This window comes from Pseudomonas sp. URIL14HWK12:I6 (genome assembly GCF_000514195.1).
In the GTDB taxonomy this organism is placed as follows: domain Bacteria; phylum Pseudomonadota; class Gammaproteobacteria; order Pseudomonadales; family Pseudomonadaceae; genus Aquipseudomonas; species Aquipseudomonas putida_A.
Genome location: NZ_AZVL01000010.1, coordinates 66,565 through 80,721, shown reverse-complemented (window position 1 = coordinate 80,721; position 14,157 = coordinate 66,565). Strand labels below are relative to the sequence as shown.

Here is a 14,157-nt window from a genome sequence, read left to right as displayed (position 1 = left end):
AATAAAAAGGCGCGCTCGATCAGGATGGAGCGCGCTTGGCTTGCGGTTAAAATCCGGCTCATTATAACGGGTCTTTTCCCACCGATACGGCGAGCCTTGCATGCCAGTACCTTACCGAGTGAAAAACTGATGTCCACCCCCTGGCACGTTCTCGGCGCCGGCAGCCTCGGCACTCTGTGGGCCACGCGTCTGGCGCGGGCCGGGCTGCCGGTGCGGCTGATCGTGCGTGATGCCGAGCGTTTGCGCAGTTATCAGGCGGCCGGCGGCCTGACGCTGGTCGAACACGGCGCAGCCACGACCTATGCCGTCCCTGCGCAAACGGCGGACGACCCGGAGCCGATCCGCCGCCTGCTGGTCGCCTGCAAAGCCTATGACGCCGAAAGCGCCGTCGCCCGCCTCGCCCCGCGCCTGAGCGCAGATGCCGAGCTGATCCTGCTGCAAAACGGCCTCGGCAGTCAGGACGCGGTCGCAGCGGTGGTTCCGCAGGCACGCTGCATCAGCGCCTCCAGCACCGAAGGCGCGTTCCGCGATGGCGACTGGCGCGTGGTGTTTGCCGGCCACGGTTTCACCTGGCTGGGCGATGCCAGCCATCCGGTAGCGCCAATCTGGCTGGACGATCTGGACGCAGCAAAAATCCCCCACGAGTGGAGCACCGACATCCTCACCCGGCTGTGGCGCAAACTGGCGCTCAATTGCGCGATCAATCCGCTGACCGTGCTCCATGATTGCCGTAACGGCGGGCTGGAGCAGCATCAATGCGAAGTCGCCACGCTGTGCAGCGAGCTGGCCGAATTGCTGGAGCGTTGCGGTCAACCGGCAGCCGCAGTCAATCTGCAACAGGAAGTCGAGCGAGTGATCCACGCCACAGCGGCCAACTACTCGTCGATGTATCAGGACGTGGCCAACCAGCGCCGCACCGAAATCAGCTATCTGCTGGGCCACGCCTGCAAAGTCGCCAGCCGTCATCAACTGAACCTGCCGCACCTCACTCAGTTGCAGCAACGTCTGGTCAGCCATCTGCGCAGCCTTGGATTGCCCAGCGACTGAGCAGCGGCTACGCTGGCCACTTGTTCCTTTGCTGCGATAAACCTGATGCCATTGCGCCAGCGCCTTGAAAACCTGCCGGTCGGCCAGAAACTGCTGGCCGCCCTGCTGGTGTTGTTGACCACCGTCCTGCTGGTCGCCAACCTGACCTTTATCAGCGCCGCCTATTACATCTCCCAGGAAAGCATGGCGCCGCAAGCTTTGCAGACCATCGGCCGGCTGATCTCCAACCCGAGCCTGGTCGCACAAGCCCTCGAGTCGCCCCAGAGCGCCGAACGCCTGCTCAAGGAACTCGACAGCTATTCGCCACTGCGCGCCGCCGCGTTGTATGACGGCAAGGGTGACCGCATCGCCCAGGTGCAGCGTGGCGACAAGCTCAATCTGCCGGAACGCTATCGACACGTCGAAGCCTGGCAGCTCACCGAGTTTCGCAGCAATCAGTTGATCACCCTGCCCCGCCCCGGCACCGCGCCCGGGCACTTGCTGCTGGTCGCCAGCAGTGAACTGCCGATGGCGTTCTACACCGGCACCCTGACTGCCAGTCTCGGCATCCTGATTTTCAGTGTGCTGCTGTGGCTGGTGATTGCGCGGCAGATCAAACGCCTGATCACCCGCCCGATCCATGAGCTGGAGGAGCTCTCGCGTCAGGTCACTCGCGAAGAGAACTATGCCCTGCGCGCCTCACGCGGCAACCACGATGAAATCGGCAGCCTCGCCGAGGCGTTCAATACCATGCTCTCGCGCATCGAAGCCCGCGAGCAGCAACTCAAGCGGGCCCGCGATGACTCGCAGGCCGCCTACGATCAGGCCCAGGGCCTGGCCGAAGAAACCCGCCACACCAACCGAAAACTGGAGCTGGAAGTCCAGGTTCGGAGCAAGATCGAGAAGAAGCTCACCGGATTCCAGAACTACCTCAACAGCATCATCGACTCCATGCCCTCGGCGCTGATTGCTCTGGACGAGCAACTCTACGTGACCCAGTGGAACCAGGAGGCCAGCGCCCTCTCCGGCACGCGTCTGGATGAAGCGCTGAACCAGCCGATCTTCCTCGCCTTCGAACCGCTCAAGCCGTTTCTGCCACAACTGAAGCAAACGGTCGAAGAACACACCGTGGCGAAGATCGAACGGGTGACCTGGTTCAAGGATGACGAACCCAAGCACTACGCCCTGACCTTTTATCCGCTGATGGGCGGCGCCGGGCGCGGTGTGGTGATCCGTATCGACGACATCACCCAGCGCCTGTCGCTGGAAGAAATGATGGTGCAGTCGGAAAAAATGCTCTCGGTCGGCGGCCTCGCCGCCGGCATGGCCCATGAGATCAACAACCCGCTCGGCGCGATCCTGCACAACGTGCAGAACATTCGCCGGCGGCTGTCGGCGGATCTGCCGAAGAACCTCGAAACCGCCGAACAGCTCGGCATCGAACTGGACACGGTCAACCGTTACCTGCAAAGCCGCGAAGTACCGAAATTGCTCGACGGCATCCAGCAGGCCGGCGCCCGCGCGGCAAAAATCGTCACGCACATGCTCAGTTTCAGCCGCCGCAGCACCCGGCAAATGGCCCCGTGCGATCTGCCGGCGTTGATCGATCAGGCGGTGGAAATTGCTGGCAACGACTTCGATCTGGCGATCGGTTTCGACTTCAAGGGCCAGGCGATCATCCGCCAGTTCGACCCGGCGCTCGGCCCGGTGCCGGGCACCGCCAACGAACTGGAACAAGTGCTGCTCAACCTGCTGAAAAACGCCGCGCAAGCCATTCACCAGCGCGAAGACGACAGCGAACCGGGGCGGATCATTTTGCGCACCAAACTGAACCCGCCATGGGCCGAGATTCAGGTCGAGGACAACGGCATCGGCATGAGCGAAAACGTGCGCAAACGCACCTTCGAGCCGTTCTTCACCACCAAGGAAATCGGCCAGGGCACAGGGCTGGGGCTGTCGGTGTCGTACTTCATCATCACCAACAACCACAAAGGGCAGATGGAAGTGCAATCCGCGCCGGGCCAGGGCACCTGCTTCACGTTGCGCCTGCCACTGACCCAACCGGCGGCCATCGCCGCCGAAACCAATCAACTACCGAGGTAACCCATGGGCTTTCGCTTGTCGAAGATCTACACCCGCACCGGCGACACCGGCGAAACCGGCCTGGGCGATGGCCGCCGCGTCCCCAAGGATCACCCGCGGATCGAAGCGATTGGCGAAGTCGACACGCTGAACAGTCAGGTCGGTGTGCTGCTGGCCGGGTTGATCGCCGAACGTGAGGCATTCCCGGGATTGAATGAACTGATCGACGTGCTCGCGCCTTGTCAGCATCGTCTGTTTGATCTTGGCGGTGAGCTGGCGATGCCGGAGTATCAGGCGCTGAACACGGCAGAAATCGAGCGCCTGGAAGCGGCGATTGATGTATGGAACGAGGAATTGGGGCCGCTGGAGAATTTCATTCTGCCCGGTGGGTCGATGCTGATCGCCCAGGCCCATGTTTGCCGCAGCCTGGCGCGCAGTGCCGAGCGCCGTTGTCAGCATTTGAATGCAATTGAGCCATTGGCCGGGGTTGGTTTGGCGTATATCAATCGGCTGTCGGATCTGTTGTTCGTGGCCGCAAGGTTGATTGCGCGGCGGCAGGGGATTGCGGAGATTTTGTGGCAGCCTGCTGCGAAGCCTTCAGATATCTAGCGCCTGTATGGACGCCTTCGCGAGCAAGCCCGCTCCCACATTTGATTGCATTCATCCAGTTGGAATGCAGTCAAATGTGGGAGCGGGCTTGCTCGCGAAGAGGCCATCAGCCTCACAACATAATCAAGCTTCTGGCCAGAACGCCCGAATCCCCGCCACACCCTGAGCCCCAACGCCCCACGCTTTCTCGCGCTCCGCCGGGCCAACCCCGCCGAGCAAGAACACCGGTTTGCTGAAGCCCTCGATCAACGTCGAAGCCTGCTCCCAGCCCAACGGCTGCGCATCCGGATGGGTCAAGGTTGGTTGAACCGGCGACAAGGTGACGAAATCCACGCCCATCTGCTCAGCCAGCGCCAGCTCTTCGGCGTTATGGCACGAAGCGGCCAACCAGCGCTCAGTTGGCAGCGGCCGCCCTGCTGCGGCGTATTTGCGCAGTTGCGCGGCGGTGATGTGCCAACCGGCCGACGGGAAATCGCCGAGCCATTCGAACGGCCCCTTGATCATCAACTGCGCCTTGCCGGCACACAGACCGGCTGCATCCACCGCCAGATCGCGGTATTTGGGGTCATAGCCGTTCGGTGCGCGCAGCTGAATCAGTTTGATCCCGCCGGCAATTGCCTTCTGAATGCCGCGCAGCAGGGCCGGGGCTTCCAGATCGTCCGGGGTGATCAGGTATTCGCCGGGCAGGCGCGCCGCGGCCACGATCGGCTGATTGGCCGCCGGGAACTCGTAGTTCAGCAGATCCTTGGCGGTCACCCAGGCCAGTGGCTGACCTTCGGCACCGTGTGGTTCACCGCTGAAGCTCGACACTTCCCAGACATCCAGCAATACCTGCTTGTCGGGGTAATCATGGCGGACCTTGATCAGTGGACGAGCGGCGCCAACGACAATGCCCAGCTCTTCGTGCAGCTCGCGCGCCAAGGCGCTTTCGACCGATTCGTCAGCCTCGACCTTGCCGCCGGGAAATTCCCACAAGCCGCCCTGATGCTGGGTATCGGCACGACGGGCGATGAGGATTTTGCCGCTGTCGTCACGAATGACGGCAGCCGCGACGTGTACGCGTTTCACGGATTCAACTCCTCCAGTCCAGCCTCTTGCCACGCCTTGAAGGCGGGCCATTGGTAGACGGTTTCAACATAGGCCTGATCAACCGCCGGCAACTGCACCTGGTAAGTCCGCAGGCGCACGGCAATCGGGGCGAAGAACGCGTCAGCCAGGCTCACCCGGCCAAACAGATACGGCCCAGGCTCAGTGGCGGCAGCGCGGCATTCGGCCCACAGCGCGAGCATGCGCTCGATATCGACCTTCACTTCCGGCGGCACCGGGTTGAGCGGTGCGTCGTGGCTCAGGTTGAACGGCATGTGATTGCGCATGGCGAAAAAGCCGCTGTGCATCTGCGCGCAGGCGGATCGCGCCTGGGCACGGGCGAACAGGTCGGTTGGCCAGAGCTGTTCGGACGGGAACTGCTCGGCCAGGTATTCGGCGATCGCCAGAGAGTCGGCGATGGTGCCGCGAGAAGTTTGCAGCAATGGCACCTTGGCAGTCGGCGAATGCTTGAGCAGCTTCTCGCGGGTGTCGGGCTTGCCGAGCTTGATCAGTTCTTCGCTGTAGGGAGCGCCGGTCAGCTCCAGCGCCAGAGCGGCGCGCAGGGACCAGGAGGAAAGCAGTTTGTCGCCGATGATCAGGTGCAGGGACATGGTGTGGCGCCTTTTCGTCAGTGGAAAGCTTCAAGACTTAGAGTGACTGGACCGACGCTTTCGCGGGCAAGCCCGCTCCCACAGTAGTTTCGGTCGTGCACAAATCTCGTGTACACCACAGAGCCCTGTGGGAGCGGGCTTGCCCGCGAAGAGGCCGGCAGCCCACCCTCACCCTTTGGATCAGGTGCGGTACTCGGCGTTGATCTTCACGTATTCATGCGACAGGTCGGTGGTCCAGATGGTTTCGCTGCAATCACCGCGACCCAGTTCGATGCGGATGGTGATCTCTTCCTGCTGCATCACCGCCGAACCCTGTGCCTCAGTGTAGGTGCTTGCGCGCGCGCCACGGCTGGCGATGCACACGTCGCCGAGGAACACGTCGATCTTGCTCACGTCCAGATCCGGCACGCCGGCACGGCCGACAGCGGCGAGAATACGGCCCCAGTTCGGGTCGGAGGCGAACAGCGCGGTCTTGATCAGCGGCGAGTGGGCCACGGTATAACCGACGTCCAGGCATTCCTGATGATTGCCGCCGCCGTTGACTTCAACAGTGACGAACTTGGTCGCGCCTTCGCCGTCACGCACGATGGCCTGAGCCACGTCCATGCACACTTCGAACACTGCCTGCTTCAGCTTGTTGAACAGCTCGCCTTCGGCACGGTTGATTTCCGGCAGCGCAGCCTTGCCGGTGGCAATCAGCATGCAGCAGTCGTTGGTCGAAGTGTCGCCGTCGATGGTGATGCGGTTGAACGACTTGTTCGCACCGTCGAGCATCAGGTTGTGCAGTACGTCGCGGGAGACTTTGGCGTCAGTGGCGATGTAGCCGAGCATGGTCGCCATGTTCGGGCGAATCATGCCTGCACCTTTGCTGATGCCGGTGACGGTAATGGTCACGCCATCATGCTCGAACTGGCGGCTGGCACCCTTGGGCAGGGTGTCGGTGGTCATGATGCCAGTGGCGGCAGCTTCCCAGTTGTTTTCCGACAGATCATCCAGCGCCGCTTGCAGTGCGCCTTCGATTTTCTCGACCGGCAGCGGCTCACCGATCACGCCGGTGGAGTACGGCAGGATCTGGCTGGCATCGACACCGGTCAGCTCGGCCAGTTTGGCGGTGGTGCGCTCGGCAGCCGCCAGACCCGGCTCACCGGTACCGGCGTTTGCGTTGCCGGTGTTGGTCAGCAGATAACGCACGTCGTTGTGCACGCGTTTTTTCGCCAGGATCACCGGCGCGGCGCAAAAGGCGTTCAACGTGAACACACCGGCCACGGTCGAACCTTCGGCGCAGCGCATCACTACCACATCCTTGCGCCCAGGGCGCTTGATGCCGGCCGAGGCAATACCGAGTTCAAAACCGGCAACCGGGTGCAACGTTGGCAAAGGACCAAGACCAACAGCCATGAATGCGCTCCTTACTCAATGATGTCAGCACCGCTCACAGGGATGGCGGTGGTGTAAATGGCAAAACGCCGCGACGGCAGGAGCCGGTCGCGGCGCGGGTATTTCAGCGATTGAAACGGGGGTTACTGGATCTGCCCGTGGCAATGCTTGAATTTCTTGCCCGAACCGCAGTAGCACAGTTCGTTGCGACCCAGCTTCTGCTCGTTGCGCACCGGCGCGGTGGCGAGGGCGACATCGACCTCTTCACCCAATACTTCCGGCTGCTCCAGACCAGGGGCCTCGGCGTGTTCGAACTGCATGCGCGCGGCCAGTGCTTCGGCTTCCTCACGCAGGCGTTGCTCTTCGGCTTCCGGATCTTCGCGGCGCACCTGAACGTGCGACAGCACACGAATCGAGTCGCGCTTGATCGAATCCAGCAGCTCGGAGAACAGCGTGAACGACTCGCGCTTGTATTCCTGCTTCGGGTTCTTCTGGGCGTAGCCACGCAGGTGGATGCCGTGACGCAGGTGATCCATGGTCGACAGGTGATCTTTCCACAGGTCGTCCAGCACGCGCAGAACGATTTGTTTCTCGAACGAACGCAGTGCTTCCGCACCGGCCTGATCTTCTTTCTCGTTGTACGCTGCCATCAGCTCGACCATCAGCTTCTCGCGCAGCGTCTCTTCGTACAGGTGATCGTCTTCGTCGAGCCATTGCTGGATCGGCAGTTTCACCCCGAAGTCGCTGGCAATCGACGCTTCCAGACCGGCCACGTCCCACTGCTCTGGCAGCGATTGCGGTGGAATGTGCGCGCTGACGGTGGCGTTGAGCACGTCCTGACGGAAATCGGCGATGGTTTCACCGATGTTGTCGGCGGCCAGCAACGTGTTACGCATGTGATAGATCACTTTACGCTGTTCGTTGTTGACGTCGTCGAACTCGAGCAGTTGTTTACGGATGTCGAAGTTGCGACCTTCCACCTTGCGCTGCGCCTTCTCGATCGCGTTGGTCACCATGCGGTGCTCGATCGCTTCGCCCGGCTGCATGCCCAGGGCTTTCATGAAGTTTTTCACCCGATCGGAGGCGAAGATGCGCATCAGGCTGTCTTCCAGCGACAGGTAGAAGCGGCTGGAACCGGCATCGCCCTGACGGCCGGCACGGCCACGCAACTGGTTGTCGATACGACGGGATTCGTGACGCTCGGAGGCGATCACCTGCAGACCGCCGGACTCCAGCACCTGCTGATGACGCTTCTGCCAGTCGGCCTTGATCTGGGCGATCTGCTCGGGGCTCGGGTTTTCCAGCGCCGCGACTTCCACTTCCCAGTTACCGCCCAGCAGGATGTCGGTACCACGACCGGCCATGTTGGTGGCGATGGTCAGGGCGCCCGGACGACCGGCTTGCGCGATGATCTCGGCTTCTTTTTCGTGGAACTTGGCGTTCAGCACCTTGTGTTCGATGCCTTCCTTGTTGAGCAGGTTGGACACATGCTCGGAAGTTTCGATGGTCGCGGTGCCCACCAGGATCGGACGGCCCTGGGCCATGCCTTCCTTGATGTCATTGATGATCGCCGCGTATTTCTCTTCGGCGGTCAGGAACACCAGGTCGTTGAAATCTTTACGCGCCAACGGCTTGTTCGGCGGAATCACCATGACCTGCAAGCCATAGATCTGGTGGAATTCGAACGCTTCGGTGTCGGCGGTACCGGTCATGCCGGACAGCTTGGTGTACAGACGGAAGTAGTTCTGGAACGTGGTCGAAGCCAGGGTCTGGCTCTCGGCCTGAATGTTCAGACCTTCCTTGGCTTCGATGGCCTGGTGCAGGCCTTCGGACAGACGACGACCCGGCATGGTACGACCGGTGTGTTCGTCGACCAGTACGACCTGACCGTCCTGCACGATGTATTCGACGTTGCGGTGGAACAGCTTGTGCGCACGCAGACCCGAGTAGACGTGGGTCAGCAGGCCCAGGTTATGCGCCGAGTAAAGGCTCTCGCCTTCGGCCAGCAAGCCGACGCCGGTGAGCATTTCTTCGATGTACTGGTGACCGGCTTCGTTGAGTTCGACCTGACGGGTCTTCTCGTCGATGGTGTAGTGACCGGCCTTGGTGACCTGGCCTTCGACTTCTTCGACGTGCAGTTCCAGCTGCGGGATCAGTTTGTTGATCTCCATGTACAGCTTGGAACTGTCCTCGGCCTGACCGGAAATGATCAGCGGGGTACGGGCTTCGTCGATGAGGATGGAGTCGACTTCGTCGATCACGGCAAAATTGAGTTCGCGCTGGAATTTCTCTTCCATGCTGAACGCCATGTTGTCGCGCAGGTAGTCGAACCCGAATTCGTTGTTGGTACCGTAGGTGATGTCGGCAGCGTAGGCGGCGCGCTTCTCTTCCGGCGGCTGGAACGGCGTCACGACGCCGACGGTCAGGCCGAGGAATTCATACAGCGGGCGCATCCAGTTGGCGTCACGGCGGGCCAGGTAGTCGTTCACGGTTACAACGTGCACGCCCTTGCCGGACAGCGCGTTGAGGTAAACGCCCAGGGTCGCTACGAGGGTTTTACCCTCACCGGTACGCATTTCGGCAATCATGCCTTCATGCAGGGTCATGCCGCCGATCAACTGGACGTCGAAGTGGCGCATGCCCATGACGCGCTTGCCGGCTTCACGGGCGACCGCGAAGGCTTCAGGCAACAGCTTGTCGAGGGATTCCCCTTTGGCGATACGGGCCTTGAACTCATTGGTCTTGGCGCGCAATTGATCGTCCGAAAGGGCCACCATTTGCTCTTCGAAGGCATTGACGAGCTGCACCGTCTTGAGCATGCGTTTGACTTCACGCTCGTTCTTGCTTCCAAAAAGTTTCTTTAACAAAGGCGCAAACATATCGGCAGGATCTTCCACACTAAAGGGATGGAGGGCGGCCCCGTGAGTCGCCCGTGCAGCCCTCATGGCCGCATGCGAACGAGCATTCTACCCGGAAACGGTGGTGAGGAAAGTGGCGATATTCCACGATGCTGGCACTGCGCTTTGACGGGGCTCACTTAAAATAAGGGCGTTTTGCTCAACTTCAACCCATCAAGGCAAGAAGTTAGTTGTTGATTTAATGGGTAAAGCAGGGACAAAAGCAATGGGCGAGTGGTTCCGTTGCTTTCTGCTAACATGGCGCTTCTGTTACTTCAGGTGTTCGATCATGGCATTTCGCCCCCTTACAGCCAGAGCGCCCGCCGTTCTGCTACGCGAAGCCAAGCCGCTCAAAGCCATTCTTGGTCATGCCCAACGCCTCGCTCATCTGCAACGCCTGCTTGAAAGCCAGCTGCAACCTGCCGCCCGCGCACATTGTCATGTGGCCAAGTGGCGTGAAGGCGAACTGTCGCTGGTGGTCACCGACGGCCATTGGGCGACACGCCTGCGCTACCAGCAAAAACGCCTGCAACGGCAATTGCAGCTGTTCGAAGAGTTCGCCAACCTGACGCGAATCAAATTCAGCGTGCGACCACCGATCGTCCAGCCTGGGGCTGTCGGGCACACGATGGACCTGTCGAGCAATGCGGCGGCGACCATTCAGTCCACGGCGGACGGGATCAGCGATCCGGGACTGCGCGCGGCGCTTGAGCGTCTGGCGGCGCACGCAAAGACAAAACCTGATATCAATTCAAAAAACTGACACTTATCCGATGTGAGAGCGGGCTTGCTCGCGAAGGCGTCCTTTCAGTCAACATTATTGTTGACTGGCAGACCGTTTTCGCGAGCAAGCCCGCTCCCACAGTTTGGATCAACGCCGTTTGCTGCCACCGAGCAACGACCCCATCAAGCCGCGCACCAGTTGTTTACCCAGATTATTGGCCGCCTGACGCATGGCTGACTTCAACGCCTGCCCCGCCGCCGTGCCCAGAAACTCTCCGGCACGATCAGCCAGGCTCGGCTCTTCGGCTGCCGGCTTACCCGCTGGCGCATCCGCCTCCGGCGCCAGATCCTTGCGGCCCATCAGGATTTCATATGCCGACTCACGATCGATCGGTTTGTCATATCGGCCCTTGAACGGCGACCCGGCGATCAGCATCGTGCGTTCGGTTTCGCTCAACGGTCCGATCCGCGACTGTGGCGGCGCCACCAGCACCCGCTGGACCGTCTCCGGCGTGCCTTTTTCCTGCAACGTCCCGACCAGTGCTTCACCGATGCCCAGCTCGGTCAGTACCGACAAGGTGTCGAACGCCGGATTCGGCCGGAAGCCATCGGCTACCGCTCGCAGGGATTTCTGTTCCTTGGCAGTGAACGCACGCAAGCCGTGCTGAATCCGCAGGCCAAGTTGCGCGAGCACGTCATCCGGCAGGTCGCCCGGCGACTGGGTGACGAAATACACGCCGACACCTTTCGAGCGGATCAGCCGCACCACCTGTTCCAGACGCTCCTGCAACGCCTTGGGCGTATCGCCGAACAACAAATGCGCTTCATCGAAGAACAGCGCCAGCAGCGGTTTGTCGGCATCGCCGCGCTCCGGCAATTGCTCGAACAGCTCGGCCAGCAGCCACAGCAGGAACGTCGCGTAGACCTTCGGTGCCTCATGCACCAGACGGCTGGCATCGAGCAAATGAATCCGCCCACGACCATCGGCGGCCGGTTGCAGAATGTCTTCCAGTTGCAGCGCCGGTTCGCCGAACAAGGCTTCAGCGCCCTGCTGCTCCAGGGTCGCCAGCCGACGCAACAGTGCCTGGCTGGAACCGGTGGTCATCAGCGCGGCGTCTTCGCCCAACAGTTGCGGGTTGTCCTTGAGGTGATTGAGCAGCGCCTTGAGGTCTTTCAGATCCAGCAGCAACAGGCCTTCGCGGTCGGCCACTTTAAACGCCGCGTACAGCGCCGACTGCTGGCTGTCGGTCAGCTCCAGCAGGCTGCCGATCAGCAGCGGGCCCATTTCACTCAAAGTCGTGCGCAACGGATGACCGGACTCCCCGTGAATATCCCACAGCGTCACCGGATAAGCCTGCGGTTTGTGGTCGAGCCAGGGCATCCCGGCGATGCGCTCGGCGACTTTGCCCTGCGGATTGCCGGCGGCGCCCAGGCCGCACAGGTCGCCCTTGATGTCGGCGGCGAACACCGCGACCCCGGCGTCACTGAATGCTTCGGCAAGGCGTTGCAAAGTCACGGTCTTGCCGGTCCCGGTCGCACCGGCGATCAGCCCGTGGCGGTTAGCCAGGCGCATGGCCTGAGCAATCGGTTGCCCCGCCAGATCGGCGCCGATAACGAGTTGCGATGTGTCAGGCATTTTGTCACCTATGGTTAATCTTTAATCCGCTGTGGCCGATAGATAAGGGCGAGAACCTGACTGAAAAGTCGGTCGGACATTTCCCTAAGGAGAGTCGGAAATATCAGTTTGTTTCACCCTTGCCCATATTGCGCGTCTTTATAAAAGCACGCCCAGGACATTAAGACCTTAGCGGAACCCCAAGCCATGAACAAAAACCTGCGCTTCAGCCATAAAATTTTGCTTGCCGCCGCCCTCATCGTCATCGCCGCTTTCGCCTCGTTCACGCTGTACAACGACTGGCTGCAACGCAACGCGATCCGCGATGACCTGAACAACTATCTCAACGAGATGGGCGAAGTCACCGCCGATAACATCCAGACCTGGCTCAACGGGCGCATTCTGCTGGTCGAGAATGCCGCCCAGAATATTGCCATCAATCCGGACCCGGCCAACGTCGCCAGCCTGCTGGAACAGAAATCCCTGACCTCGACGTTCATGGCCACTTACCTGGGCGATGCCACCGGTCACTTCACCATCCGTCCGGACGTGAAGATGCCGGACGGTTTCGATCCTCGGGTGCGCCCTTGGTATAAAGGGGCCGAGAGCAGCAGCGCGTCGACCCTGACCGAACCGTACATCGACGCCGCCACCGGCCAGTTGATCATCTCCATCGCCACCGCCTCGAAAAAGGCCGGTCAGAGCGTTGGCGTGGTGGGCGGTGACCTGAGCCTGCAAACCCTGGTCGACACCCTCACCGCCCGGGACTTCTCCGGCATGGGCTACGCCTTCCTGGTCAGCGCCGACGGCAAGATCCTGGTGCACCCGGACAAGGCACTGGTGATGAAATCACTGAAAGAAGCCTATCCGCAGGACACTCCGCGCATCAGCAGCGACTTCAGTGAAATCACCGTCGATGGCAAGACCCGCATCGTCAGCTTCGCGCCGATCAAAGGCCTGCCGTCAGTCAACTGGTACATCGGGCTGTCGGTGGACAAGGACAAAGCCTTCTCGATGCTCAGTGAGTTCCGCACCTCGGCGGTGATTGCCACGGTGATTGCGGTGGTGATCATCATCGCGTTGCTGGGCATGCTGATTCGCCTGCTGATCCAGCCGCTGCACGTCATGACCCGCGCCATGGAAGACATCGCCGACGGTGAGGGTGACCTGACCAAGCGCCTGACCATCGTCAATAACGATGAGTTTGGCGTGCTGGGTACCGCATTCAACCGTTTCGTCGAGCGTATTCACGGCTCGATCCGCGAAGTATCGTCGGCCACCGGCCAGGTCAACGAGGTTGCGCTGCGCGTGGTCGCGGCGTCCAACTCCTCGATGTACAACTCCGACCAGCAGGCTTCGCGCACCAGCAGCGTCGCCGCGGCGATCAATCAACTGGGCGCCGCCGCCCAGGAAATCGCCCGCAACGCCGCGCAAGCCTCGAACCAGGCCAGTGACGCCCGCGGCCTCGCCGAAGACGGCCAGCAAGTGGTGGATCGCAGCATCAAGGCGATGAATCAACTGTCGAGCATGCTCAGCGCCTCCAGCAGCAACATCGAGTCGCTGAACAGCAAAACCGTGAACATCGGGCAGATCCTCGAAGTGATCACCAGCATCTCCCAGCAGACCAATCTGCTGGCGCTCAATGCCGCCATCGAAGCGGCGCGTGCCGGTGAGGCCGGACGCGGTTTTGCCGTGGTCGCCGACGAAGTGCGCAATCTGGCGCACCGCACTCAGGAATCGGCGCAGCAGGTGCAAACCATGATCGAGGAGCTGCAGGTCGGCGCCCGTGAATCGGTGAGCACCATGAGCGACAGCCAGCGCCACAGCCAGGACAGCGTGGAAATCGCCAACCTCGCCGGCGAACGCCTCAACAGCGTGACCCAGCGCATCGGCGAGATCGACGGGATGAACCAGTCGGTGGCGACCGCGACCGAGGAGCAGACGGCGGTGGTCGAGTCGATCAACGTCGACATCACCGAGATCAATACGCTGAACCAGGAAGGCGTCGAGAACCTGCAGGCGACGTTGCGCGCCTGTTCGGATCTGGAGCAGCAGGCTTCGCGCCTGAAGCAGCTGGTCGGCAGTTTCCGCATCTAAGGCGCTGCTACTGGCCTCTTCGCGAGCAAGCCCG

10 protein-coding genes are annotated in these 14,157 nt (G+C 61.4%); 5 read left to right on the top strand and 5 right to left on the bottom strand.

Going from position 1 to position 14,157, the window contains the following annotated elements; genetic code table 11:
* Positions 1 to 129 precede the first annotated feature (129 nt).
* Genes H043_RS0114910 through H043_RS0114900 form a run of 3 tightly spaced genes read left to right on the top strand, consistent with a single transcriptional unit; the run spans position 130 to position 3,717 of the window.
* Complete coding sequence (locus H043_RS0114910) at positions 130 to 1,047, top strand: putative 2-dehydropantoate 2-reductase (RefSeq protein ID WP_027612527.1); 918 nt, start codon at positions 130 to 132, stop codon at positions 1,045 to 1,047.
* Between the two features lie 45 nt (positions 1,048 to 1,092).
* Entirely contained in the window at positions 1,093 to 3,129 is a 2,037-nt protein-coding gene (locus H043_RS0114905) for a HAMP domain-containing sensor histidine kinase (protein WP_007962086.1), read from the top strand.
* A gap of 3 nt (positions 3,130 to 3,132) precedes the next feature.
* Positions 3,133 to 3,717 carry a cob(I)yrinic acid a,c-diamide adenosyltransferase gene (locus tag H043_RS0114900; RefSeq protein WP_027612526.1) on the top strand — a complete coding sequence of 195 codons (585 nt, stop codon included), beginning with the start codon at positions 3,133 to 3,135 and terminating at the stop codon, positions 3,715 to 3,717.
* A gap of 123 nt (positions 3,718 to 3,840) precedes the next feature.
* Here the strand turns inward: H043_RS0114900 and H043_RS0114895 are convergent, their stop codons facing one another.
* The 4 genes from H043_RS0114895 to secA all read right to left on the bottom strand — a co-directional run bounded on the left by H043_RS0114895 (position 3,841) and on the right by secA (position 9,670).
* Positions 3,841 to 4,785, bottom strand: a complete 945-nt coding sequence (locus H043_RS0114895) for a Nudix family hydrolase (protein WP_027612525.1) — start codon at positions 4,783 to 4,785, stop codon at positions 3,841 to 3,843.
* Positions 4,782 to 5,414, bottom strand: coding sequence for a glutathione S-transferase family protein (locus H043_RS0114890; protein ID WP_027612524.1), 633 nt, complete (start codon positions 5,412 to 5,414; stop codon positions 4,782 to 4,784). The genes H043_RS0114895 and H043_RS0114890 overlap by 4 nt, the downstream gene beginning before the upstream one ends.
* 180 nt (positions 5,415 to 5,594) lie before the next feature.
* On the bottom strand, positions 5,595 to 6,812 hold the full coding sequence (argJ, locus tag H043_RS0114885; RefSeq protein ID WP_027612523.1) for a bifunctional glutamate N-acetyltransferase/amino-acid acetyltransferase ArgJ: 1,218 nt from the start codon (positions 6,810 to 6,812) through the stop codon (positions 5,595 to 5,597).
* 122 nt (positions 6,813 to 6,934) lie between these two features.
* A complete protein-coding gene (secA, locus tag H043_RS0114880; protein ID WP_027612522.1) occupies positions 6,935 to 9,670 on the bottom strand; it encodes a preprotein translocase subunit SecA in 2,736 nt (911 codons plus the stop codon).
* A gap of 307 nt (positions 9,671 to 9,977) precedes the next feature.
* On the opposite strand from secA, the gene H043_RS0114875 reads away from it, so the two are divergent.
* Complete coding sequence (locus H043_RS0114875) at positions 9,978 to 10,451, top strand: DUF721 domain-containing protein (protein WP_027612521.1); 474 nt, start codon at positions 9,978 to 9,980, stop codon at positions 10,449 to 10,451.
* Between the two features lie 108 nt (positions 10,452 to 10,559).
* On the opposite strand, the gene H043_RS0114870 is transcribed toward H043_RS0114875, so the two are convergent.
* A complete protein-coding gene (locus tag H043_RS0114870) occupies positions 10,560 to 12,047 on the bottom strand; it encodes a helicase HerA-like domain-containing protein (RefSeq protein WP_027612520.1) in 1,488 nt (495 codons plus the stop codon).
* A gap of 186 nt (positions 12,048 to 12,233) precedes the next feature.
* Here H043_RS0114870 and H043_RS0114865 point away from each other — a divergent pair, with 186 nt between their 5' ends.
* Positions 12,234 to 14,123 carry a methyl-accepting chemotaxis protein gene (locus H043_RS0114865; RefSeq protein ID WP_027612519.1) on the top strand — a complete coding sequence of 630 codons (1,890 nt, stop codon included), beginning with the start codon at positions 12,234 to 12,236 and terminating at the stop codon, positions 14,121 to 14,123.
* Positions 14,124 to 14,157: the final 34 nt, after the last annotated feature.

Coding starts and splice junctions, on each gene's coding strand:
- H043_RS0114910 (WP_027612527.1), top strand. CDS start 130: ATGTCCACCCCCTGGCACGTTCTCGGCGCCGGCAGCCTCGGCACTCTG.
- H043_RS0114905 (WP_007962086.1), top strand. CDS start 1,093: ATGCCATTGCGCCAGCGCCTTGAAAACCTGCCGGTCGGCCAGAAACTG.
- H043_RS0114900 (WP_027612526.1), top strand. CDS start 3,133: ATGGGCTTTCGCTTGTCGAAGATCTACACCCGCACCGGCGACACCGGC.
- H043_RS0114890 (WP_027612524.1), bottom strand. CDS start 5,414: ATGTCCCTGCACCTGATCATCGGCGACAAACTGCTTTCCTCCTGGTCC.
- argJ (WP_027612523.1), bottom strand. CDS start 6,812: ATGGCTGTTGGTCTTGGTCCTTTGCCAACGTTGCACCCGGTTGCCGGT.
- secA (WP_027612522.1), bottom strand. CDS start 9,670: ATGTTTGCGCCTTTGTTAAAGAAACTTTTTGGAAGCAAGAACGAGCGT.
- H043_RS0114875 (WP_027612521.1), top strand. CDS start 9,978: ATGGCATTTCGCCCCCTTACAGCCAGAGCGCCCGCCGTTCTGCTACGC.
- H043_RS0114870 (WP_027612520.1), bottom strand. CDS start 12,047: ATGCCTGACACATCGCAACTCGTTATCGGCGCCGATCTGGCGGGGCAA.
- H043_RS0114865 (WP_027612519.1), top strand. CDS start 12,234: ATGAACAAAAACCTGCGCTTCAGCCATAAAATTTTGCTTGCCGCCGCC.